This window comes from Geodermatophilus sp. SYSU D00663 (genome assembly GCF_054050655.1).
This window is the reverse complement of record NZ_JBJGZT010000003.1, coordinates 254,614-275,880: the sequence shown is the minus strand read 5'-3', so window position 1 is coordinate 275,880 and position 21,267 is coordinate 254,614. Positions and strand designations below refer to the sequence as shown.

23 protein-coding genes and 1 riboswitch are annotated in these 21,267 nt (G+C 77.7%); of the genes, 5 read left to right on the top strand and 18 right to left on the bottom strand.

What is annotated here, in order from left to right; genetic code table 11:
• Positions 1-42: 42 nt before the first annotated feature.
• Entirely contained in the window at positions 43-1,995 is a 1,953-nt protein-coding gene (gene acs / locus ACI79Z_RS04265; protein WP_387987406.1) for an acetate--CoA ligase, read from the bottom strand.
• A gap of 122 nt (positions 1,996-2,117) precedes the next feature.
• On the opposite strand from acs, the gene ACI79Z_RS04260 reads away from it, so the two are divergent.
• Positions 2,118-2,825: a (2Fe-2S)-binding protein gene (locus ACI79Z_RS04260; RefSeq protein WP_456901791.1), complete on the top strand. Its 708-nt coding sequence runs from the start codon at positions 2,118-2,120 to the stop codon at positions 2,823-2,825.
• A gap of 1 nt (position 2,826) precedes the next feature.
• On the opposite strand, the gene hflX is transcribed toward ACI79Z_RS04260, so the two are convergent.
• The 3 genes from hflX to ACI79Z_RS04245 all read right to left on the bottom strand — a co-directional run bounded on the left by hflX (position 2,827) and on the right by ACI79Z_RS04245 (position 5,788).
• Complete coding sequence (gene hflX / locus ACI79Z_RS04255) at positions 2,827-3,972, bottom strand: GTPase HflX (protein WP_456901790.1); 1,146 nt, start codon at positions 3,970-3,972, stop codon at positions 2,827-2,829.
• 65 nt (positions 3,973-4,037) lie between these two features.
• Positions 4,038-5,093 carry an S-adenosylmethionine:tRNA ribosyltransferase-isomerase gene (locus ACI79Z_RS04250; protein WP_456901789.1) on the bottom strand — a complete coding sequence of 352 codons (1,056 nt, stop codon included), beginning with the start codon at positions 5,091-5,093 and terminating at the stop codon, positions 4,038-4,040.
• Positions 5,090-5,788, bottom strand: coding sequence for an SDR family NAD(P)-dependent oxidoreductase (locus tag ACI79Z_RS04245; protein ID WP_456901788.1), 699 nt, complete (start codon positions 5,786-5,788; stop codon positions 5,090-5,092). Before ACI79Z_RS04245 ends, ACI79Z_RS04250 begins: the two co-directional genes overlap by 4 nt.
• A gap of 46 nt (positions 5,789-5,834) precedes the next feature.
• Between ACI79Z_RS04245 and soxR the strand changes: the two genes are divergently transcribed.
• The 4 genes from soxR (at position 5,835) to ACI79Z_RS04225 (ending at position 8,892) form a co-directional block, all read left to right on the top strand.
• Positions 5,835-6,302, top strand: a complete 468-nt coding sequence (soxR, locus tag ACI79Z_RS04240; RefSeq protein WP_456901787.1) for a redox-sensitive transcriptional activator SoxR — start codon at positions 5,835-5,837, stop codon at positions 6,300-6,302.
• Positions 6,303-6,383: 81 nt separating this feature from the next.
• Entirely contained in the window at positions 6,384-7,235 is an 852-nt protein-coding gene (gene ygiD, locus ACI79Z_RS04235) for a 4,5-DOPA-extradiol-dioxygenase (RefSeq protein ID WP_387987394.1), read from the top strand.
• Positions 7,236-7,376: 141 nt separating this feature from the next.
• Positions 7,377-8,228: a hypothetical protein gene (locus ACI79Z_RS04230; protein WP_456901786.1), complete on the top strand. Its 852-nt coding sequence runs from the start codon at positions 7,377-7,379 to the stop codon at positions 8,226-8,228.
• Positions 8,212-8,892, top strand: coding sequence for a class F sortase (locus ACI79Z_RS04225; protein ID WP_456901785.1), 681 nt, complete (start codon positions 8,212-8,214; stop codon positions 8,890-8,892). Before ACI79Z_RS04230 ends, ACI79Z_RS04225 begins: the two co-directional genes overlap by 17 nt.
• On the opposite strand, the gene ACI79Z_RS04220 is transcribed toward ACI79Z_RS04225, so the two are convergent.
• The 14 genes from ACI79Z_RS04220 to ACI79Z_RS04155 are packed head-to-tail and all read right to left on the bottom strand — an operon-like array spanning position 8,889 to position 21,106.
• On the bottom strand, positions 8,889-9,185 hold the full coding sequence (locus tag ACI79Z_RS04220; protein WP_387987389.1) for a helix-turn-helix transcriptional regulator: 297 nt from the start codon (positions 9,183-9,185) through the stop codon (positions 8,889-8,891). The genes ACI79Z_RS04225 and ACI79Z_RS04220 overlap by 4 nt on opposite strands.
• On the bottom strand, positions 9,182-10,036 hold the full coding sequence (locus tag ACI79Z_RS04215; protein WP_456901784.1) for an ABC transporter permease: 855 nt from the start codon (positions 10,034-10,036) through the stop codon (positions 9,182-9,184). The genes ACI79Z_RS04220 and ACI79Z_RS04215 overlap by 4 nt, the downstream gene beginning before the upstream one ends.
• On the bottom strand, positions 10,033-10,965 hold the full coding sequence (locus ACI79Z_RS04210) for an ABC transporter ATP-binding protein (RefSeq protein WP_456901783.1): 933 nt from the start codon (positions 10,963-10,965) through the stop codon (positions 10,033-10,035). The genes ACI79Z_RS04215 and ACI79Z_RS04210 overlap by 4 nt, the downstream gene beginning before the upstream one ends.
• A gap of 49 nt (positions 10,966-11,014) precedes the next feature.
• Positions 11,015-11,722, bottom strand: a complete 708-nt coding sequence (locus ACI79Z_RS04205) for an SGNH/GDSL hydrolase family protein (protein ID WP_456901782.1) — start codon at positions 11,720-11,722, stop codon at positions 11,015-11,017.
• A 3-nt stretch (positions 11,723-11,725) separates the two neighbouring features.
• Positions 11,726-12,973 carry a uroporphyrinogen-III C-methyltransferase gene (cobA, locus tag ACI79Z_RS04200; RefSeq protein WP_456901781.1) on the bottom strand — a complete coding sequence of 416 codons (1,248 nt, stop codon included), beginning with the start codon at positions 12,971-12,973 and terminating at the stop codon, positions 11,726-11,728.
• Complete coding sequence (cobC, locus tag ACI79Z_RS04195) at positions 12,970-14,115, bottom strand: Rv2231c family pyridoxal phosphate-dependent protein CobC (protein WP_456901780.1); 1,146 nt, start codon at positions 14,113-14,115, stop codon at positions 12,970-12,972. Before cobC ends, cobA begins: the two co-directional genes overlap by 4 nt.
• The gene (locus tag ACI79Z_RS04190) at positions 14,116-14,535 is read right to left on the bottom strand and encodes a cobalamin biosynthesis protein (protein ID WP_456901779.1); all 420 of its coding nucleotides are present in this window, start codon (positions 14,533-14,535) and stop codon (positions 14,116-14,118) included.
• Positions 14,526-15,377 (bottom strand): energy-coupling factor ABC transporter ATP-binding protein, encoded by an 852-nt coding sequence (locus ACI79Z_RS04185; RefSeq protein WP_456901778.1) that lies wholly within the window; start codon positions 15,375-15,377, stop codon positions 14,526-14,528. Before ACI79Z_RS04185 ends, ACI79Z_RS04190 begins: the two co-directional genes overlap by 10 nt.
• Positions 15,374-16,108, bottom strand: coding sequence for a cobalt ECF transporter T component CbiQ (cbiQ, locus tag ACI79Z_RS04180; protein ID WP_387987378.1), 735 nt, complete (start codon positions 16,106-16,108; stop codon positions 15,374-15,376). Before cbiQ ends, ACI79Z_RS04185 begins: the two co-directional genes overlap by 4 nt.
• Positions 16,105-16,416, bottom strand: a complete 312-nt coding sequence (locus ACI79Z_RS04175) for an energy-coupling factor ABC transporter substrate-binding protein (RefSeq protein ID WP_387987377.1) — start codon at positions 16,414-16,416, stop codon at positions 16,105-16,107. Before ACI79Z_RS04175 ends, cbiQ begins: the two co-directional genes overlap by 4 nt.
• Positions 16,413-17,099, bottom strand: coding sequence for an energy-coupling factor ABC transporter permease (locus tag ACI79Z_RS04170; protein ID WP_456901777.1), 687 nt, complete (start codon positions 17,097-17,099; stop codon positions 16,413-16,415). Before ACI79Z_RS04170 ends, ACI79Z_RS04175 begins: the two co-directional genes overlap by 4 nt.
• Positions 17,086-18,480 carry a cobyrinate a,c-diamide synthase gene (locus ACI79Z_RS04165; protein WP_456901776.1) on the bottom strand — a complete coding sequence of 465 codons (1,395 nt, stop codon included), beginning with the start codon at positions 18,478-18,480 and terminating at the stop codon, positions 17,086-17,088. The genes ACI79Z_RS04170 and ACI79Z_RS04165 overlap by 14 nt, the downstream gene beginning before the upstream one ends.
• Positions 18,477-19,091 carry a cob(I)yrinic acid a,c-diamide adenosyltransferase gene (gene cobO / locus ACI79Z_RS04160; RefSeq protein WP_387987371.1) on the bottom strand — a complete coding sequence of 205 codons (615 nt, stop codon included), beginning with the start codon at positions 19,089-19,091 and terminating at the stop codon, positions 18,477-18,479. The genes ACI79Z_RS04165 and cobO overlap by 4 nt, the downstream gene beginning before the upstream one ends.
• A gap of 2 nt (positions 19,092-19,093) precedes the next feature.
• On the bottom strand, positions 19,094-21,106 hold the full coding sequence (locus ACI79Z_RS04155) for a putative cobaltochelatase (protein ID WP_456901775.1): 2,013 nt from the start codon (positions 21,104-21,106) through the stop codon (positions 19,094-19,096).
• Between the two features lie 61 nt (positions 21,107-21,167).
• Positions 21,168-21,251: riboswitch (cobalamin riboswitch) on the bottom strand.
• Positions 21,252-21,267: the final 16 nt, after the last annotated feature.

Here is a 21,267-nt window from a genome sequence, read left to right as displayed (position 1 = left end):
GCACGTCCTGCGCGCCAGGACGTGCGGAGGGCCTCCGGTGCCTCAGTCCTCGGAGCCGCTGGTGGCGGGCAGCTTGTCCTTGATCAGGTTCATCACCGAGGAGTCGGTCAGCGTGGTGACGTCACCGAGCTCGCGGTTCTCGGCCACGTCGCGCAGCAGCCGCCGCATGATCTTGCCCGAGCGGGTCTTGGGCAGCTCCTGGACGACCATGATCTGGCGCGGCTTGGCGATCGGCCCGATGTCCTTGGACACGTGCGTGCGCAGCTGCTGCACCAGGTCCTCGCCGGAGTCCTGGGCCGACCCGCGGAGGATGACGAACGCGACGATGCCCTGCCCGGTGGTCGGGTCCGACGCGCCGACGACCGCGGCCTCGGCGACGGCGGGGTGGGCGACCAGCGAGGACTCGACCTCGGTGGTGGAGATCCGGTGGCCCGAGACGTTCATGACGTCGTCGACCCGGCCGAGCAGCCAGATGTCGCCGTCGGCGTCCTTCTTGGCCCCGTCGCCCGCGAAGTAGACCTCCTTGCCGAACCGCGACCAGTAGGTGTCGACGTAGCGGTCGTCGTCGCCCCAGATGGTGCGCAGCATCGACGGCCAGGGCTGGGTGAGGACCAGCAGGCCGGTGCTGTCGTCGCCGAGCTCGTTGCCCTCGTCGTCGACGACCTTGGCCGAGATGCCGGGGAACGGCGTCTGCGCCGAGCCGGGCTTGAGGTCGGTGACGCCGGGCAGCGGCGTGATCATGTGCGCGCCGGTCTCGGTCTGCCACCAGGTGTCGACGATCGGGCAGCGGCCGCCGCCGATGTTCTGGTGGTACCAGAGCCACGCCTCGGGGTTGATCGGCTCCCCGACCGAGCCGAGCACCCGGAGCGAGGTGAGGTCGAAGCCGGCGGGGATGTCCTCGCCCCACTTCATGAAGGTCCGGATCACCGTCGGGGCGGTGTAGAGGATCGAGACGCGGTACTTCTCGATCAGCTCGAACCAGCGGCCGCGGTGCGGGGTCTCCGGGGTGCCCTCGTACATGACCGACGTCGCCCGGTTGGCGAGCGGCCCGTAGACGATGTAGCTGTGGCCGGTGACCCAGCCGACGTCGGCGGCGGTCCAGTAGACGTCGGTGTCGGGCTTGAGGTCGAAGGTCGCCCAGTGCGTGTAGGCGACCTGGGTGAGGTAGCCGCCGGAGGTGTGCAGGATGCCCTTCGGCTTCGCCGTCGTCCCGGACGTGTACATGATGTAGAGCGGGTGCTCGGCGTCGAAGGCCTCGGGCGTGTGCTCGGGCGACTGCCGGTCGACGACGTCGTGCCACCACAGGTCGCGGCCCTCGGTCCACTCGACGTCCTGCTCGGTCCGCCGGACCACCAGCACGTTCCGGACGCCCTCGGTGCGGCTGACGGCGTCGTCGACGGCGGGCTTGAGCGCGCTGGGCGCCCCGCGCCGGTAGCCGCCGTCGGCGGTGACCACCAGGACGGCGCCGGCGTCGGTGATCCGGCTGGCCAGTGCGTCGGCGGAGAAGCCGCCGAAGACGACCATGTGGACGGCGCCGATGCGGGCGCAGGCCAGCATCGCGACGATCGTCTCGGGGATCATCGGCATGTAGATGGCGACCCGGTCGCCGGCCTGCACACCGAGCTCGAGCAGCGCGTTGGCCGCGCGGCAGACGTCCTCGGTGAGCTGGGCGTAGGTGATCGTGCGGGTGTCGCCCGGCTCGCCCTCCCAGTGGTAGGCGACCTGGTCGCCGTGGCCGGCCTCGACGTGCCGGTCCAGGCAGTTGTAGGCGACGTTGAGCTTCCCGCCGACGAACCACTTGGCGAACGGCGGGTCGGTCCAGTCGAGGACCTCGTCCCACTCCTGCGTCCAGCTCAGCCGGCGCGCCTGGGTCTCCCAGAACGCCAGCCGGTCGGACTCGGCCTGCTCGTACACGTCCGGGCCCACGTTGGCGGACGCGGCCAGCTGCTCCGGCGCCGGGAACCGGCGGCCCTCCGACCCGGTCGACTCGCTCACGTGTGCTCCCTCCGTCTCGTCGGTGCGCACGCCGTGCCGGCGGCGTGTCCCAGCACACACCGTAGGGGGCCGGGCCGCCCGCGGGGCCGGGGACCGCAACGTCGTTGCAGCAGACTGGGACCGTGGACGGCGGACCCCAGGCGGTCGTGGCGGCCCGGGTGCCCGGCGCCGCCGGCCTCGGCCTGCTCGCCCCGCCGTCGGCACGCCCGTTCCCGGCCACGCTGCTGGCCGACCCGGACTGGACCGCGGAGCGGGTCGCCGCGCTGGGCCGCCGGTACCGCAGCACCGACCGGCGGGTGCTCGCGACCGTGTGGTGGTACTCGGCGTCGGCGGTGCTGCTGACCCCGGTCGCCGCCGGGCTGGCCACCGGCCGGCCGCTGTCGGCGCGGCTGGCCGACACCACCCTGTACGGGATGGCCGGCGGCGCGGTGCTGGCCGGGGTGTCGCGGGCGCCCGCGGGCCCGGACCAGGCGGGGGAGCTGCGGGAGGCGCTGGCGTCGGCGGTCGCCGCGGTGGCCGCGGCCGGTGGGCTGCGCGAGCGGCCGCTGTGGGCGGTGGCCACCGACTCGCTGGCCGGCCGGCTGCTCGCCGTCGGCCGGGCGCTCGGCGACGTCGAGACGGTCACCGCGCTGGCCGCGCCGCTCGCCGCGGCCGTCGGCGACCCGATGCCCGCACCCCGCTACACCGACGTCGGCGGCGTCCGGTTCGTCCGCCGCGCCTCCTGCTGCCTGCTGTACCGGCTGCCCGGCGAGGCCCTGTGCACCGCCTGCCCCGGCCGGCCGCCGGCGGACCGGCGGGTGCTGCTGGAGGCCGCCGCCGGCCTGTGGTGAGTCAGCGGTCCAGCGCGCGGGCGATCGCGGCGCGCAGGTCCCCGACGCCCTCTCCGGTCAGGGCCGAGACCGGCACCGCGTCGGGGTAGGCGGTGCACAGGGCCGCCATCCACTCCGGCGGGGCGACGTCGGCCTTGTTGAGCGCCAGCAGCTCCGGGTGGTCGCGCGCGCCGATCTCGTAGAGGACCCCGCGCACCGCCGTCACCTGGCCCATGGCGTCGGGCGCGGACGCGTCGACGACGTGCAGCACCAGGTCGGCCTCGGTGACCTCCTCGAGCGTGGCGCGGAAGGCGTCGACCAGCTGGTGGGGGAGGTGGCGGACGAAGCCGACGGTGTCGGTGAGCGTGTAGGGCCGGCCCTCGGGGGTGACCGCCCGGCGGACGGTCGGGTCGAGGGTCGCGAACAGCGCGTCCTGCACCAGGACGTCGGCGCCGGTCAGCCGGTTGAGCAGCGCCGACTTCCCGGCGTTGGTGTAGCCGGTGAGCGCCACCGAGGGCACCCGGTTGCCCCGGCGGCGACTGCGGGTGCGCTGCCGCCGGGCGGCGGTCTGCTGCACCTGGCGCCGCAGCATGGTCATGCGCCGGCGCACGTGGCGCCGCTGGGACTCCAGCCGCTGCTCGCCGGGGCCGCGCACCCCGGTCCCCGCGCCGCCGGCGCTCCGCCCGCCACCGATCCGCGAGAGCTCCGTCCCCTGCCCCTGCAGCCGCGGGAGCTGGTAGGCGAGCTGGGCCAGCTCCACCTGGGCGCGGCCCTCGCTGCTGCGCGCGTGCTGGGCGAAGACGTCGAGGATGAGCGCCGTCCGGTCCACCACGCGCGCGCCGACCCGGTCCTCGAGGTTGCGCACCTGGGCCGGGGACAGGTCGCCGTCGGCGATGACCAGCCCGGCGCCGCGGTCGCGGACCAGGTCGGCCAGCGCGGCGACCTTCCCCGACCCGAGGAACGTCGCCGGGTCGGGGTGCGGCCGGGCCTGCACCATCCGGCCCACCACGGCCACGCCGTCGGTGTCGGCCAGCCGCTCCAGCTCGTCCAGCGGGTCGACCGCGTCCGCGTCGGCGTGCAGTCCCAGCAGCACCGCCCGGGGTGGCTCCGCGCCGTCCCCGGCCGCCGTCCCCTCCTGCTGCGTCCCGAGCAGCCACGTGCCTGGCATCCCGGCCTCCCCGGCCGTGCGGGCCGGGGAGGCCGGGCCGTCCTGGCCCGGGTGTCCCGGCCCGGTCAGCCTCGCCGGTCGGCTCCCGGACCGCCACCGGGCAGGAAGAGCATCGAGTCGCCGAACTCGTGCCACAGCCAGCCGCCGGCCGCGGCCGCCTCGTAGGCGCGCGTGACCAGGTCCCGGCCGGCCACCGCCTCCAGCAGCAGCAGGTGGCTGGCCTCGGGCTCGTGCAGCCCGGTGACCAGCCCGGTGACCGCGCGGGCCGGCCGGTCCGGGCCCAGCACGAGGTCGGTCCAGCCCTCGCCGGGCCGGGTGACGCCGTCCTCGCCGGTCACCGTCTCCAGCGCCCGCGTGACGGTGGTGCCGACGGCGACCACCCGCCGCCCGGCCGCCCGTGTCGCGGTGACCAGCCGCGCGGTGACCTCGGGGACCCGGTAGCGCTCCGGCGCCGGCGGCTCGTGCAGCTCGGGGCTGGAGACGCCCGCGTGCAGCACCAGCGGCACCACCGGGACGCCGCGGGCCATCAGGCGCACCAGCAGGCGGTCGGTGAACGGCCGGCCGGCGCTGGCGTTCTCCGCGCTGCCCGGCTCGGTGGCGTAGACGTTCCGGACGTCGTCGAGCGCGACCGGACCGCGCAGGTGGCGGTAGCGGACCGGCTCGCCGTGCCGGGCGAGGTAGGCGGGGAGGGCGACGGCCGGCGCGGCGACCGCCCGCCACAGCCGGCCGGGGCGCGCGGGATCGGGGAACCCGCCGCGCAGGACCAGCCGGACGCCGCCGGGCAGCAGGAGCACGGCGCCGGGCTCGAGCCCGGTCTCGGGGCCGTCGTCGGCGGGGCGGCGGACCTCGACCACCCAGGTCCCGTCGTCGAGCGTGGTCGAGACGTGCACCGGCGTGCGGGTGTCATCGGCGCGGCGGGCGGTGAGGCGGGCCGGCAGCGTCGCGGAGGTGTTGACCACGACCAGGTCGCCGGGCTCGAGCAGGCCGGGCAGGTCGCGGAACCGGGCGGAGGTGAGGCTGTCCGGGCGGACGGCCATCAGCCGCACGCCGTCCCGGGCCAGCCCACGGCGCTCCGGCGGCTCGCCGGCCTCCGCCCCCATGGGCACGGCGAGGGCGGTCACCGGGACACCGCCGACGGCACCAGGTCGGCCAGGCGCACCCGCGGGCCGGGCAGGTCCCCCTCGAGCAGCGTCAGCAGCGCCGCGGCGACGTCGGCCGGGTCGGCCAGGCCGGCCGGGTCGGCGCCGGGGTCGGCGGCGGCGTGCATGTCGGTGGCCATGTCGCCCGGGTCGACGGCGACCACGCGCAGCGCCGGGTGCTCGACGGCGAGCACCGCGGTGAGCAGGTCGAGCGCGGCCTTGCCCGCCCCGTAGCCGCCCCAGCCGGCGTAGGGCTCGACGGCGGCGTCGCTGCTGACCGACACGACCGTCCCGCCGGCGCGCTCCAGCGCGGGCAGCACCGCCTGCACGAGTGCGACCGGGGCGACGGCGTTGGTCCGCAGCAGGTCCTCCAGCACGGCCGGCGGGAGGTCGGCCAGCCGCGGCAGCGGGACGGGACCGAGCGCGGAGGCGTTGTTGACCAGCAGGTCGAGGCGGTCGCCGGCGGCGGCGGCCAGCGCGGCGCGGTGGGCGGGGTCGGCGACGTCGCCCGGCACGGCGGTGACCAGGCCGGGGCGGGGGAGCCCGGCGACGGCGACGGCCAGCCGGCCGGCGTCCCGGGCGTCGACGACGAGCCGCCACCCGCGGCGGGACAGCTCGCTGGCGAGGGCGAGCCCGAGGCCCCGGGAGGCCCCGGTGACCAGTGCGGTGGGTGTCATGCGGCTACCGTGGGACCTGAAGTCGACTTGAGGTCAAGGGGGCGCCGTGGAGCTGCTCGCGATCGGGGAGGTGGCCGCCCGGTCCGGCCTCGCGCCGTCGGCCCTGCGGTACTACGAGGCCGAGGGGCTCATCGCCGCGAGCCGCACCCCCGGCGGCGCGCGGCGCTACCCCCGCTCGGTGCTGCGCCGGCTGGCGTTCGTCCGGGCGGCGCAGAACGTCGGGCTGTCGCTGCCGGAGATCCGCGAGGCGCTGGCCACGCTGCCCGACGGGCGCACGCCCTCGGCCCGCGACTGGGCGCGGCTGTCCCGCGACTGGCGGGACCGGCTCGACGCGCGGATCGCCGCGCTCGAGCAGCTGCGCGACGGGCTGAGCTCCTGCATCGGCTGCGGCTGCCTGTCGCTGACCTCGTGCGCGCTGTCCAACCCGGGCGACGCCGCGGCGGCGGAGGGTCCCGGCGCCCGGCGGCTGTCCCCGCTGCTGCGCCGCGTGCCGCCGGCCGGCCGCGCGGGCTGAGCGCACCTCGCGGGGCCCGCCGGGGGCGGGCATGATCCGGACGGGACCGAGTCGCGGGACGCCGCCGGGGAGGACAGCCGCATGACCCTCATGCCCGCCGCCTTCATCGGCCACGGCAACCCGATGAACGCCCTGGAGCGCAACCGCTACACCGACGCCTGGCGGGCCTTCGGCCGCGCGGTGCCCCGGCCGCGGGCGATCCTCGTCGTCTCCGCGCACTGGTACGTGCACGCCACCGCGGTGACGGCGATGCCGCGCCCGCGCACCATCCACGACTTCTTCGGCTTCCCGGACCGGCTGTTCGACGTCTCCTACGACGCCCCGGGGCTGCCCGAGCTGCACGAGCAGGTGTCCGACGTCGTGTCCCCCACGTGGGTGGGCGCCGACCTCGACAGCTGGGGGATCGACCACGGCGCCTGGTCGGTGCTGGTGCACGCCTTCCCCGACGCGGACGTCCCGGTGGTGCAGCTGTCGATCAACGCGCTCAAGGGCCCGGACTACCACCTGCAGATGGGCGCGGCCCTGGCGCCGCTGCGCGAGGACGGCGTCCTGGTGATCGGCAGCGGCAACGTGGTGCACAACCTCGGCGGGGTCAGCCGAGCGCTGCCCGACGCCGGCTTCGACTGGGCGCAGCGCTTCGACCAGGCCGCGCGCGAGGCCATGCTCACCGACCCCGGCGCGGTGGGCCGCCTGGACGGGCACCGGGACTTCGACCTCGCCGTCCCCACGCCCGACCACTTCCTGCCGCTGCTCTACGTCGCCGGCATGGCCGGGGCCACGGGGACGACGGCGGACGTGCTGGTCGACGGCTACGCCTACGGATCGCTGTCGATGACCTCCTACACGGTCGGCATGCCGGCGCCCGGTGCCGAGGGCGGCGGCTTCGCCGCGCCGCTGCCCGAGGGGCCCCCGCCGGACGGCGCCAACATCTAGCCGCCGCCGGACCGGCCACCGGGTCACCCCGGAGCGTGACGACGGGCCGACCGAACGGAGGGGTCCGTCACCGATCGACGTCACGGTCGTTCCCCCCGGACAGTGACGCCGCTCATGTCCTGACATCCCCGGGGGGTCCCGTTGTCGTCCGCTCGCCGTTCCCCGTCCCGCAGGCCCCGTGGCCACCGGGCGCTGCTCGTCGCCGGCCTGGTCGCCGCGGCGGTCGCGGTGCCCGGGGTGGCCACGGCCGCGCCGGGCGGCCCCCCCGCCGATCCGCTGGAGGGCGTCGTCACGACGCTCGAGCAGGCCGTGACCGGGCAGGGCGGAGACGCCGCCGAGCCCCCGGCGCTGCCCGGCACCGGTGCGCTCCCGCTGCCGGGCGCCGACCAGGAGGTGCCCGCCGAGCCGGCCCCTGCGGAGCAGGGCCCGGTCCCGCCGCTGCCGGAGGCGCTCGTGCAGGGCCTGCAGTCCGCGCTCACGCCGCTCGGCGTGCCGGAGCACTGCGTCCAGGGGGTGGCCGACGGCGTGCAGGGCCTGCTCGACGGCGTGCTGTCCCAGGACCCCGCGGCGGCCGTCGAGGAGCTGGTCACGGGGCTGCAGGGGGCACTGACCGGCCTCGCGTCCGGCCGGCCGCCGGCGCTGGACCCCGCGACGCTCGGGAGCGCCGCCGAGCAGGTGGCAGCCGACGTCGAGGAGTTGATCGCGGCGTTCCAGGCCTGCCTGCCCGCCCTCCCGGAGACCCCCGAGCCCCCCGCGCCGGCGCCGGAGCCCACGCCCACGCCCGAGGCGCCGCACGCCGCGCCGGTCGCCGCGCCCGTGGCCGACCAGCCGGTGCAGTACCTCGGCTACGCGCCGACCGGCGGGGACGAGGGCGTCGAGACCGAGGGTCCGGGCGCCGTCGTCCCGCTGGCCGCCCTGGGCGGTGCCCTGCTGGTCGGCGGCGGCGCCGGTGCCGCCGTCTCCCGGGCCCGGTCCCGTGCGGTCGGTCGCTAGGGAGCTCTCGGGCCAGCGCCTGCCGCTGCTGGTCCTCCTCGTCGTCGTCCTCGCCGGGGCCGGCGTGTTCGTGTGGACGGGGCGCCCGGCGGCCGACGCCGCCGTGGCGCCCCCCGCCACCTCGCTGGTGGCGGTGCCGGCGACCGGCGAGGTGCCCGCCCTGCCGGCCGCCGGCACCCCGGCCGCGGGCCCGGTCGCGCCGGCGCGGATCGCCGTCCCGGCCATCGACGTCGACACCGCGGTCGAGTCCCGCGGGACGGTGCGGTACGAGAACCCGTTCACCGGCCGGGCCGTCGACGGCTACGGCGTGCCCGAGTCGATGCGGACGACGTCGTGGTGGTCCGACGGGCCCGCGCCCGGGTCCGGGCGGATGGCCGTCGTCCTCGGCCACGCCGGGGCCGGGGGCGGCGCGGTGTTCGACCGGCTGCCGGAGCTGTCCCCCGGCGACGAGGTGGTCCTGGTGGACGCCGGCGGCGCCTGGCTGCGGCTCGAGGTGCTCGGCGACCCGGTGACCGGGCTGGACAAGGCCACCTCCGCCCTCGCGGACACGCTCAACGGGCACCCCGCGGGCGCCGACCTCGCGCTGGTCACCTGCGGCGGCGAGTTCGACGAGTCCGCCGGCGCCAGCGAGGACAACACCGTCGTCTTCGCCCGGGTCGTCTAACCGGCCGCGGTGCCGCTCGCCCGCCCGCCCGGATCACCCGGCGCCGGGCGGGCGGCGTCGCTGATCCGCGGGAACGGCCGGGTGGAGAAGACGACCTCCACCGGGAGCCCGAAGAACTCCGCGATGCGCAGCGCCAGGTGCAGGCTGGGGTTGTACTCGCCGCGCTCCAGGTAGCCCACCGTCTGGTAGTGGACGCCGAGGGCGTCGGCGAGCTCCCGCCGGGTCACGCCCTGCTCGGCCCGCAGCAGGGCGATCCGGTTGTAGACCGCGTCCTGACCCCGGTCGGTGGTCACCGCACCCACTGCAGCGAGGCCTCGCGGGCCGCCTCGACCTGCGACCCCGACTGCCGGCGCGCCATCCGGCGCAGCACCCGCGGGGTGACCAGCGCCCCGGACACCGCCCAGGCGGTGAGCACCAGCACCGTCGTCCCGGTGCGCCACGAGTCGCCCACCTCGAGGGTCACCGCGGCGTCGGGCAGGAAGGCCGACCGCAGGCCGAGGCCGATCCAGTACACGGGGAACACCTGCGCGACCCCCTGCACCCAGCCCCACAGCGACTGCAGCGGGAAGAAGATCCCCGAGATCGCGGTGAGGACGAGGATCGGCAGCATCCCCCAGGAGCCCACCTTCTGGGTGCTGGGGACGACCGAGCCCAGCAGCATCCCGAGCGGCAGCGTCGCCAGCAGGCCGAGGACGACGACCCACGCCACCGTGAGCCAGCCGGCGGCCCCGCCGTGCATCAGCCCGTCGAAGAGCAGGAAGCTGGGCACGAGGATCGTGAGCAGCGACGGCAGCAGGTTCAGCGACTGGTAGGTGAGCTGCCCGGTGACGTAGCCCTGCATGCCGTGGGGCAGCGCCTTGTGCCGCAGGAGCGTGCCGTCCTCCCGCTGCATGGCCAGGTCGAACGCAGGGCCGATCACCAGGCCGAAGGCCAGCAGCCCGCCGAGGATGCTCGGCAGCGCGTACGTCGGGTAGGTCAGCCCGGTGTCCCCGATCGCGTTGTCCCGGTTGAACCACAGCAGGAGCAGCGTGCCCAGGGCGGTGAACAGGTAGAACCCCTGGTCCTGCGGGCTGCGCACGCTCTGCACGAACTCCCGCCAGCCCCGGCGCAGGCCCAGGGCGATCGCGTTCCGGGTCGGGTTCACCGCGTGACCTCCTCCAGGGCGGGCCGGGGCCGGAGGCCGGCCTCGGAGCGCTGCACCATCGCCAGGTAGGTGTCCTCGAGGCTCGCCCGCCGGACCTCCAGGTCGGTCAGCTCGTCGCCGTGCTGCTCGACGAGCCGGCGGACGAAGGGGACGACGTCGGTGGTCGGGTGCACGAAGCGCTCGGAGCCGCAGGCCCAGCGCACCTCCGCGGTGCCGGCGACCCGGCGGCCGAGCTCCTCCGCGCTGCCGTCGGCGACGATCCGGCCGCCGGCCAGGATGAGGATGCGGTCGGCCAGCTTCTCCGCCTCGGCGAGGTCGTGCGTGGTCAGCAGGATGCTGGTGCCCTCGAGGTCGGACAGCCGGTGCACCAGCTCGTGGAAGTCGCGGCGGGCCTGCGGGTCGAACCCGGCGGTCGGCTCGTCGAGGAAGAGCAGCTCGGGGCGGCCGATGATGCCGACCGCGACGTCCAGCCGCCGCCGCTGCCCCCCGGAGAGGGTGACGATCTTGCGGTCGGCGTGCTCGGTCAGCCCGACGGTGTCCAGCAGCCGGCCGACGTCGTACGGGCGGGGGCGGTCGGGCGTCGAGTACGGCGCGTAGTAGCCGCCGAGCTGGGTCAGCAGGCGGCGGGGCGTCCACCGGGCGTGGTCGCGCCAGGACTGCAGGACCACGCCCACCCGCGCCCGCCACGCGTCGCCGGCGCGCGCAGGGTCCTCGCCGAGCACCCGGACGTCCCCGGCCGAGCGGACCCGGAAGCCCTCGAGGACCTCGATCGTCGTCGTCTTCCCGGCGCCGTTGGGGCCGAGCAGGCAGACCACCTCGCCGGCGGAGACGGTGAGGTCGACGCCGGACAGCACCTCGTTCGTGCCGTAGGTCATGCGCAGGTCGCGCACCTCGACGACGGGGGCGGACACCGGAGGGGACACGGGCATCAGGGCCTCCGAGGAGGGGAGCCGGCGGTGTCCCGTGATAGTAGGACTGCTACATCCGCAGCGGAAGTGCTGCGGCGGCCAGGACCTCGGCCCACATCGCGCAGGCCGCGGCGCCCGGGTGGAAGCCGTCGTCGGCGAACAGCCCGGGACCGTCGAGCGGTGGCGCGGGGGCGTGCCGGACGCCCGGGCGGGCCAGGCGCCCCAACTCGGCGTCGAGCGCCCGGGCCTGGCGGCCGAGCACCCCGCGCAGCGGCTGCGGGAGGGTGGGGAAGCGGCCCAGGTCCGGCAGCCCGGCCAGCACGACGACGCCGCCGGGCGCGGTGAGCGGCGCCAGGGCGCCGAGCAGCGCGGTCACGTCGCGGCGCCAGGCGGCCCGGGAGCGCAGCCGCAGCGTGTCGTTGACGCCGAACGCGACCAGGACGACGTCGGCGGGCGGGCCGGCCGGCCCGGGGACCAGCAGCCCGAGCGCCTGCGCGACCGTCGTCCCGGTGCGCGCCGACAGCCGCCAGCGCACCTCGCGGCCGCTGCGCCGGGCGAGCGCGGCGGCGAACCGGGCGGCGAGCCCGTCCTCCTGCGTGGCGACGCCGACGCCCGCGGCCGGCGACTCCCCGACGACCGCCACGGTCAGCGGCGGCCCGTCACCCGCCACGACGCCGGCGCGCGGCCCGGGCGCCTCCGGCAGCACCGGCGTGCGGCGGCGGACACCCGCGCCCTGGACCAGCAGCACCGGCGCCAGGGTGACCGCGAGCGCGCGCACGGGCTACAGCCGCGTCCCCAGGGCGACGACCTCGCCCACGACCCAGACGGCCGGCGGGCGGATGCCCTCGTCGGCCAGCGTCCCCGCCAGCCCGGCCAGCGTGGTGCGCACCGCGCGCTGGGTGGCCGTGGACCCGTCGGCGATGACGGCCACCGGCGTGTCCGGCGCCCGGCCGTGCTCGATGAGCGCCGCGGCGATCGCGCCGGCGGTGTCCACGCCCATGAGCACGACGACCGTGCCGCGCAGCCGCCCGAGCGCCGCCCAGTCCACCAGCGACTGCGGGTGGCCCGGCGGCACGTGCCCGGAGACGACGACGAACTCGTGGGTCAGCCCGCGGTGGGTGACCGGGATGCCGGCGAGCGCCGGCACCGCGATCGCGCTGGTCACGCCGGGCACCACCTCGACCGGCACGCCCGCGGCGACGCACGCCTCGAGCTCCTCCATGCCGCGGCCGAAGACGAACGGGTCGCCGCCCTTGAGCCGCACCACCCGCCGGCCGGCCAGCGCGTTCTCGACCAGCAGCGCGTTGATCTGCTCCTGCGCCATCGACCGGCCGCGCGGCAGCTTCGAGGCGTCGATGACCTCGACCTCCGGCGGGAGTGAGGCCAGCAGCGACTGCGGCGCCAGGTGGTCGGCCAGCACGACGTCGGCCTGCGCGACCGCCTGCTGGCCGCGGACGGTGATCAGTCCCGGGTCGCCCGGCCCGCCGCCGACCAGCACCACGCTGCCGGCCCGGCCGCCCTCCGGCTCGCGGGCGGCGCGGTCGCGGATGCTGCCGTCGCTCAGCCCGGCGACGACGGCGTCGCGCACGCCGACCGCCCGCTGCGGGTCGCCGCCGCCGTGCACGCCGATCACCAGGTCGCCCTGCCGGCCGACGGCGGGCGTCCACACGCTGGAGGCCGACCGGTCGTCGGCGCGGGCGCAGAACACCCGCAGCCGCTCGGCCTCCTCGGCGACCGCGGCGTTGACGGCGGGGTCGTCTGTGGCGGCCACCGCGTACCAGGCGCCGTCGAGGTCGCCGGGCCGCCAGCCGCGGCGCACCCAGGTCAGCGAGCCGGGCGCGACCAGCGCCTCCAGCGCCGGGGTGACGGCCGGGCTGACGACGGTCACCCGCGCGCGGGCCTCGAGCAGCCCGGCCACCCGGCGGTGCGCGACCTGACCGCCGCCGACCACGACGACCCGGCGGTCGAGCAGGCGCAGGCCGACGGGGTAGACGACCCCGGACCCGGGGTCGACGGGCGTCGCGTTCACTGGACCTGTCCGCGGCCGGCGGACGGGGTCGGGTGGGTGCTCAGCGGGGCTCCTCCGGGACGGCGGCCGGTCCCGACGACGTCGTCGGCGTCGGGGACCTCGGCTCCAAGGATCGCAGCGAGGTCCGCGGCGAACGCACGCGAGGTCGCCGGGTCGCGCACGGCGACGCGGAGGTGGTCGGGGGACAGGCCGGGGAACGTGTCGCCGCGGCGCACCGCCCAGCCGCGCTCCCGCAGCGCCGCGCGCACCCGCCCGCCGCCGGGCACCCGCAGCAGCACGAACGACGACCGCGGCTCCCCGAGGACGGTCACGCCGGCCGGGAGCGCGGCCAGCAGCGCGGCCCGGTGGTCCGCCAGCTCGCGGGCGGCCGCGTCGGCCTCGGCGCGGGCGGCGGGGGTGGTGCAGGCGACCGCCGCGGCCAGCGCCGGCGTGGACAGCGGCCAGTGCGGCTGGGCGGCGGCCATGGCCGCGACCAGGTCGGCGGGGCCGAGCGCGTAGCCGACCCGCAGCCCGGCCAGCCCCCACGTCTTGGTCAGGCTGCGCACGACGAGCAGGCCGGGCAGGTCGGGGCGGCCGGCCAGCGACCCGGGCTCGCCGGGCACGGTGTCGGCGAAGGCCTCGTCGACCAGCAGCACCCGGCCGGGGCGGGCCAGCGCGGCGACGTCGTCGGCCGGGTGCAGCACCGACGTCGGGTTGGTCGGGTTGCCCAGGACCACGAGGTCGGCGTCGTCGGGCACGGGCCGCAGGCGGTAGGACGGCGGCTCCAGCAGCAGCCGCTCCACCGGGTGCCCGGCCGCGCGCAGTGCCGCCTCCGGCTCGGTGAACGACGGGTGCACCACCACCGCCCGCCGCGGCCGGACCGCGCGGGCGAGCAGCACGAAGGCCTCGGCGGCGCCGGCGGTGAGCAGCACCTCGGCGGGGTCGCGGCCGTGCGCGGCGGCCACCGCGGCGCGGGCCGGGCGGGCGTCGGGGTAGGCGGCGACGTCGTCGAGGGCCCGCCGCAGCACCGCCCGCAGCCACGGCGGCGGGGTGCCGGCGCGGACGTTCACGGCGAGGTCGGTGAGACCGGGGGCCAGCTCGAGGTCGCCGTGGTGGTCGAGGTCGATGCCGTCTGTCGCCCTCCGGGCTCCAACCGCGGCCACTTACCGTCCCCCGGTCGCGTGGAGCCGGTCCGTCTCCGCCGTCCGGAGGGCCTCCGGCCCCCCACCCGGCGAAGACACCGCTACCGCGGCGGTCACCCGCCCGCGCACGGTCTTGCCCACCACCAGCCGGGCGCCGCCGAGCAGGGCCGCGGCCTCGGCCACCGACGCCGTGCCCACCGCCGCGGCCACCCGCGCCGAGGGCGAGGGGACGGCGACCCGGGCGAGGTCCGCGGCGGGGTGGCCGGTCAGCGGCCAGCCGCGGGCGGCCGCGGCGGCGACCAGGCCGGGCTCGGCGGCGCGCGCGTCGAGGGTGGCCAGCCGCGCCACCCGGGCGCCCGGCGGCAGGACGGCGTCGACGGCGGTGAGCACCTCGTGCGCGGCCACCCCGGCGACCGCGCCGACGCCGACGGTCACGTCCACGGGGTCACGCCCGGCCGGTCGGGGAGGGCGGCGAGCAGCGCGGCCGCGTCGCGGGGGAGCGGGCCGTCGGCCAGCAGGCCGAGCTCGCGCAGCCGGGCGCCGACGGTGAGCGCCCAGGGCCGGCCGAGGCGGGCGCGGGCGAGCAGGTGGTCGTCGGCGAGGAGCTGCTCGGGCGGGCCCTGCACCACCCGCCGGTCGACGACGACGGCCACCTCGTCGGCCCAGGCCAGCGCCAGGTCGACGTCGTGCGTGCTCATCACCACCGTGGAGCCCGACGCCTGCAGCCGGTCCAGCGCCGCCAGGACCTCGGCGACGGCGGAGGGGTCGAGGCCGGCGGTGGGCTCGTCGAGCAGCAGCACGCAGGGGCGCATGGCCACCGCGCCGGCGATCGCCACCCGCTTGCGCTCGCCGTAGGACAGCTGGTGGGTGGGCCGCCCGGCCAGGCCGTCGACGGCGAGCAGCGCCAGCGCCTCGGCCACCCGGGTGCGCACCTCGTCCTCGGGCAGGCCGAGGTTGAGCGGGCCGAAGGAGACGTCCTGGGCCACCGAGGCGCTGAACAGCTGGTCGTCGGGGTCCTGCAGGACCAGCTGGACCTCCTGCCGGTGCGCGCGCAGGCCGCGGCGGGTGTGGTGCAGCAGCGCGCCGTCGACGGCCACCCCGCCGGAGTCCGGGCGCAGCGCGCCGGACAGGCAGCGCAGCAGCGTCGTCTTGCCGGAGCCGTTGGCGCCCAGCACCGCCAGCCGGCGCCCGGCCGGGACGGTGAGCGAGGCGCCCTCCAGCACCCGGCGGCCGCGCTCGTAGCCGACGACGAGGCCCTCGGCGGTCAGCGTGCGGTGGCTCATGCCAGGACGCCCACGGCGACCAGCGCGGCGAGCCCCGCGGCGGTGGCGGCGAGGAAGCGGCGGGACGAGGGCCGGGACTCCGGCAGCACCCGCAGCCCGGTCTCCATCCCGCGGCCGGCCAGGCCCTCCTGCAGCCGGCGGGCGCGGTCGAAGGACCGGGTGAGCACCGCGGCGGCCAGCGCCCCCGAGGAGCGGTAGGAGCGGCGCCAGGTCGAGTGGCCCATGCGGGCGGTCTGCGCCTCGCGGATGGTGCGCAGGCTCTCCAGCAGCACGAACAGCAGCCGGTAGGTCACCCCGGCCACCTCGACCACGGCCGCCGGGACGCGCAGCCGGCGCAGCGCGGCCAGCAGGTCGGTCATCGGCGTGGTGGTGGCCAGCAGCAGCACCGCCGCACCCCCGGCGACCGAGTGCCCGACCAGCGCGCCGGCGCGCTCCGCGGCGTCCGGCGCCCAGCCGGGCCCGCCGTCGCCCACGGAGACGACGGCGGTCAGCGCCCCGACCGCGACGAAGGCCAGCGGCCAGCGCGCGGCGCGGCCGAAGGTGCGCGCCGGCACCCGCGCCGGGCCGAGCGCGAGGACGACGGCGGTGGCCGCGACCAGCACGCCGCCCGGCCACACCGGCAGCACCAGCGCGCAGACGACCAGTCCGCCGGTGAGCAGCAGCTTGTCCACCGGGGAGCGGGTGCGCCAGGCGCTGGCCCAGGCGGCGTCGTCGACCGCCAGCCCCGTCACGGCGCCTCGGGAGGCGGGGCGGCCTGCTGCTCCCGCGCCTGCCGCCGGCCGCGCAGCCGGCCCAGCACGTAGCCGAGCACGCCGCCGCCGAGCGCGGCCTGCAGGGCGAACAGCCCCGACTCGACCTCCGCGGAGGGGTTGGACACCGACTCGAACCACGGGGTGTAGCCGGACTCCTCGATCGCCTCGGTGGCCCGGCTGTCGGTGCCGGCGTAGTCGGAGGCGCCGCCGTCGAGGGCCAGCGGGAGGGCGAACAGCGCCACCACCGCGAGGACCAGCAGGGCGGTGACCAGGTGGCGGCGGGTCACCGGACCTCCTCCGGGGTGGCGGCGGGGCGCAGCAGGCCCAGGCGCTCGAGCTCGGGCCGGGCGTTGACGGTGAGCACCCGGAACAGCAGCACGCCGAGCAGGCCCTCGCCGACCGCCAGCGGCACCTGGGTGACCGCGAAGACGCCGAGGAACTTGGCCGCCGCGGCGAGGAGGCCGCCGTCGGCGTCGGGGAAGGCGAGCGCGAGCTGCAGCGACGTCGTGACGTAGGTGGCGAGGTCGGCCAGGGCGAGGGCGACGAACACGCCGGGCAGCAGCCCGGCGCCCAGCGCCCGCGCCAGCCGGTAGGCGCCGTAGCCGACCCACGGCCCGACGACGGCGAAGGAGAACGCGTTGGCACCGAGCGTGGTGAGCCCGCCGTGCGCCAGCAGCAGCGCCTGGAACAGCAGGACGACGGTGCCGAGCAGCGCCATCACCGGTGGCCGGAACAGCACGGCCCCGGCGCCGGTGCCGGTCGGGTGGCTCGAGCTGCCGGTGACCGAGGGCAGCTTGATCGCGCTGAGCACGAAGGTGAACGCGCCGGCCGCGCCGAGCAGCAGCGTGGACTCCGGGTGCTCGCGCACCTCGGTGACCACCGCCCGGGCGCCGTGGACGACGAACGGCGCGGCGGCGATCGTCCAGCCGATCGCGTGCGGCGCGGGCAGGAAGCCCTCAGCGATGTGCATGGCGTGCCCTCTCCGGGACGGCCGCCGCGCAGGCGGCCACGAACCGTTCGGCCAGGGCCGGGGAGCCGGCCCAGTGCAGGTGCAGGTAGGAGGCGTGCACCGAGCCGGCGACGAACCCCTCGGGTGCGCCGCCGGGCCACCGCCAGGCCGGGGTCGGGCCGGCGCCGGGGAGCGCGTGCGTGCGGTGGAACTCGTGCCCGCGCACCCGGGTGCCGGCGCGGGCCAGCACGCTGTCGGCCAGGGCGACCGCGGCGCGGTAGCCGAGGGTCAGCCGCGGCGTCATCGCCGTCGCGACGTCGAGGACGCCGCACATGGGCGTGCCGTCGAGCTCGCGGGAGAGGTAGAGCAGCCCGGCGCACTCGGCGGCCACCGGGCCGCCGCCGGCGGCGAGGGCCGCGACGGCGTCCCGCAGCGGGGTGTTGGCCGACAGCTGGTCGGCGTAGACCTCGGGGAACCCGCCGCCGACGACCAGCCCCGCGGTCCCCGCGGGCAGCGCCTCGTCGCGCAGCGGGTCGACGGGGACCACCTCAGCGCCGGCCGCGGCGAGCAGCTCGGCGTTCTCCGCGTAGCCGAAGGTGAACGCCGGCCCGCCCGCGACGGCGACCCGCGGCCGCCCGGCGACCGCGGTGACCTCGGCGGCCGGGTCCCACGGGGGTCCGTCGAGGCCGGGTGCGGACCGGGCCAGCCGCAGGACGGCGTCGAGGTCCACCGCGGCGCCGACCACCTCGCCGAGGCGGCGCACCGTGGCCAGCGCCTCGGTGGAGCGCTCGGCGGCCGGCACCAGACCGAGGTGCCGCGACGGCGTGCCGAGGGCGTCCAGCCGCCGGACCGCGCCGAGCACCGGCACCCCGGCCGCGTCCAGCGCCTCGCGCAGGATCGCCTCGTGCCGGTCGCTGCCGACGCGGTTGAGCACCACGCCGCCCAGGCGCACCCGCGGGTCGAAGGTGGCGAACCCGTGCACCAGCGCGGCGACGCTCTGCGCCTGCGCGCCCGCGTCGACGACCAGCACCACCGGCGCCCGCAGCAGCCGCGCGACGTGCGCGGTCGAGGCGAAGCCGGGCTCGACGTCGGGGGAGGTGGCGCCGTCGAACAGCCCCATCACGCCCTCGACGACGGCGACGTCGGCCCCGCGGGCGCCGTGCAGGAACAGCGGGACGACGCGCTCCTCGCCCTGCAGCACCGGGTCCAGGTTGCGGCCCGGACGGCCGGCGGCCAGGCCGGTGTAGCCGGGGTCGATGTAGTCGGGGCCGACCTTGTGCGGGGAGACGGCCAGCCCGCGGGCGGTCAGCGCGGCGACCAGCCCGGTGGCGATCGACGTCTTGCCCGCGTTGCTGCTCGGGGCGGCGACCACGATCCTCGGGACCCGGCCCACCCCGCTCACCACTCGATCCCCCGCTGGCCCTTCTGGCCGGCGTCCATCGGGTGCTTGACCTTGGTCATCTCGACCACCAGGTCCGCGGCGTCGACCAGCGCCTGCGGCGCGTCCCGCCCGGTGATCACGACGTGCTGGGTGCCGGGCCGGTGCGTGAGGGTCTCGACGACGTCGTCGACGTCCACCCAGCCCCACTTCAGCGGGTAGGTGAACTCGTCGAGGACGTAGAAGCGGTGCGCCTCGGCGGCCAGGTCGCGCTTGATCTGCGCCCAGCCCTCGGCGGCGTCGGCGGCGTGGTCGACCTCGGTGCCCTGCCGGCGCGACCAGCTCCAGCCCGAGCCCATCTTGTGCCACACCACCGGCCCGCCCTCGCCGGTCTGCTCGTGCAGCCGGCCCAGCGCGGTCAGCGCGTTCTCCTCGCCGACCCGCCACTTCGCGCTCTTGACGAACTGGTAGACCGCGACGGACCAGCCCTGGTTCCACGCCCGCATCGCCATGCCGAACGCGGCGGTGGACTTGCCCTTCATCTCGCCGGTGTGCACGACCAGCAGCGGCCGGTTGCGGCGCTGCCGGGTCGTCAGCCCGTCCTGGGGGACGACGGCGACCTGCCCCTTCGGCACCGTCAGGCCGCCTGTCGCACGGAGCGGACGGTGGCCGCGAGCGACTCGGCGGCGAGCTCCTCCAGCCGGAGGGTCCGCGCGCCGAGGTGGGTGCCGAGGACACCGGCGAGGCCCAGGCGCACCGGGCCGGACTCGCAGTCGACGACGACCGCCGCCGTGCCCGCCTCGGCCAGCCGCCGGGCGGTCGCGTGCGCGGCGCCGAGCGCGTCCGAGCCGCGCGCCCCGGTGGCCCGGCCGTCGGTGACGACGACCAGCAGGGGGCGCCGCTGGGGGTCGCGCACCCGCTCCACCCGCAGCGTCTCCTCCGCGCGCAGCAGCCCGGCGGCCAGCGGCGTGCGCCCGCCGGTGGGCAGCTCGCGCAGCCGCGCCGCGGCGGCCTCGACCGACCAGGTGGGCGGCAGCGCGAGGACGGCGTCGGCGCCGCGGAAGGTGACCAGGCCGACCTTGTCGCGGCGCTGGTAGGCGTCGAGCAGCAGCGACAGCACCGCGCCCTTGACCGCGCCCATCCGCGCCCGCGAGCCCATCGAGCCGCTGGCGTCGACGACGAAGAGCACGAGGTTGCCCTCGCGGCCCTCGAGCGTGGCCTGGCGCAGGTCCCCACGGGCGACCCGCAGGCCGGGGCCGGTGCGCCCGCGGGCGACCTGGTGCGGCGCGGCGGCGAGCACGGTGTCGACCAGGTGCAGCCGGGTCACCGGCCCGGACGGGCGGGTGGAGCCCACGACCCGCCCGCGCTCGGCGCGCGCCTTGGACCGCCGCCCGGCCGCGCCCGTCCCGACGCCGGGCACCTCGAGCCGGCGGGTGCGGAACGGGTCCGACGGCGCGACCGCGGCCCGCTCGGACGCCGGCGCCCCACCGCGCTCCTCGCCGCCCCCAGAGGAGCCCTCGTCGCGCGAACGGCTCTCCTCCGAACCGGAGGAGGCGCCGCCGTCCTGACCCTGGCCGTCGCCGGGAGGGGGCGGGGGGGCGCCGCCGTCGCCGGGGCCGTCCGGGGGAGGCGGGTCCTCGTCCGGGCGGCTGTCCTCGAGCGCCTGCTCGAGGGTGTCGTCGTCGAGGCCGGGCGCGTCGAACGGGTCGCGGCGCCGGCGGTGGGGGAGTGCCAGCCGGGCGGCGACCCGGACGTCGTCCTCGGTGACCGCGTCGCGGCCGGACCAGGCGGCGTGCGCGATCGCGGTGCGCGCGGTGACGAGGTCGGCGCGCAGCCCGTCGACGTCGAAGGCGGCGCACACGGCGGTGACCTGGCGCAGCGCGCCGTCGGAGAGGACGACGTGCGGCAGGCGGGCGCGGGCGCCGGCGATCCGGGCGGCCAGCTCCGCCTCCTCGGCCTCCCACGCGGCGGCGAACCCGGCGGGGTCGGCGTCGTGGGCGAACCGGCGGCGGACCACCTCGGCGCGCTCGGCGGGGTCGCGCGGGGCGGCCACCTCCACGGTGAGGCCGAACCGGTCGAGCAGCTGCGGGCGCAGCTCGCCCTCCTCGGGGTTCATCGTCCCGACCAGCAGGAAGCGCGCCGCGTGCCGCACCGAGACGCCCTCGCGCTCGACGTAGGCGGTGCCCATGGCGGCGGCGTCGAGCAGCAGGTCGACGAGGTGGTCGTGCAGCAGGTTGACCTCGTCGACGTAGAGCACGCCCCGGTGCGCGGCGGCCAGCAGGCCGGGCTCGAAGGCCTTCACGCCCTCGGTGAGCGCCCGCTCGAGGTCCAGCGACCCGACGACGCGGTCCTCCGACGCGCCCACCGGCAGCTCCACCAGCCGGGCCGGGCGCGTGGAGCCGGGCACGCCGAGGTCGTGCGGACCGTCGGGGCAGGCCGGGTCCGGGGCGGCGGGGTCGCAGGCGAACCGGCAGCCGGGCACGACGGCGACCGGCGGCAGGACGGCGGCCAGTGCGCGCACCGTCGTGGACTTGGCCGTGCCCTTCTCCCCGCGCACGAGCACGCCGCCGATGGCGGGCGAGACGGCGTTGAGCAGCAGGGCCAGCCGCATGTCGTCCATGCCGACGACGGCGCCGAAGGGATACGTCATGCGGGTGCACGGGTCCTCTCCCCGGGTGTCCACGCCCGGAGGTGGCAGGAGGCGGCGGCGGGAGTTCCTGACTCCCCGGCATCTCGCGGGCGAGGTCTCCGGGTCACAGTGGCGGGACCGCGCCGGAGTCGCACCGGGCTTCCTCCACTGCCGTCGCTGTG

What these genes read in the sequence shown, in the direction of transcription:
- hflX (WP_456901790.1), bottom strand. Translation starts at nt 3,972, where the DNA reads ATGCCAGGCACGTGGCTGCTCGGGACGCAGCAGGAGGGGACGGCGGCC.
- ACI79Z_RS04245 (WP_456901788.1), bottom strand. Translation starts at nt 5,788, where the DNA reads ATGACACCCACCGCACTGGTCACCGGGGCCTCCCGGGGCCTCGGGCTC.
- ygiD (WP_387987394.1), top strand. Translation starts at nt 6,384, where the DNA reads ATGACCCTCATGCCCGCCGCCTTCATCGGCCACGGCAACCCGATGAAC.
- ACI79Z_RS04210 (WP_456901783.1), bottom strand. Translation starts at nt 10,965, where the DNA reads ATGCCCGTGTCCCCTCCGGTGTCCGCCCCCGTCGTCGAGGTGCGCGAC.
- ACI79Z_RS04185 (WP_456901778.1), bottom strand. Translation starts at nt 15,377, where the DNA reads ATGAGCCACCGCACGCTGACCGCCGAGGGCCTCGTCGTCGGCTACGAG.
- ACI79Z_RS04170 (WP_456901777.1), bottom strand. Translation starts at nt 17,099, where the DNA reads ATGCACATCGCTGAGGGCTTCCTGCCCGCGCCGCACGCGATCGGCTGG.
- ACI79Z_RS04155 (WP_456901775.1), bottom strand. Translation starts at nt 21,106, where the DNA reads ATGACGTATCCCTTCGGCGCCGTCGTCGGCATGGACGACATGCGGCTG.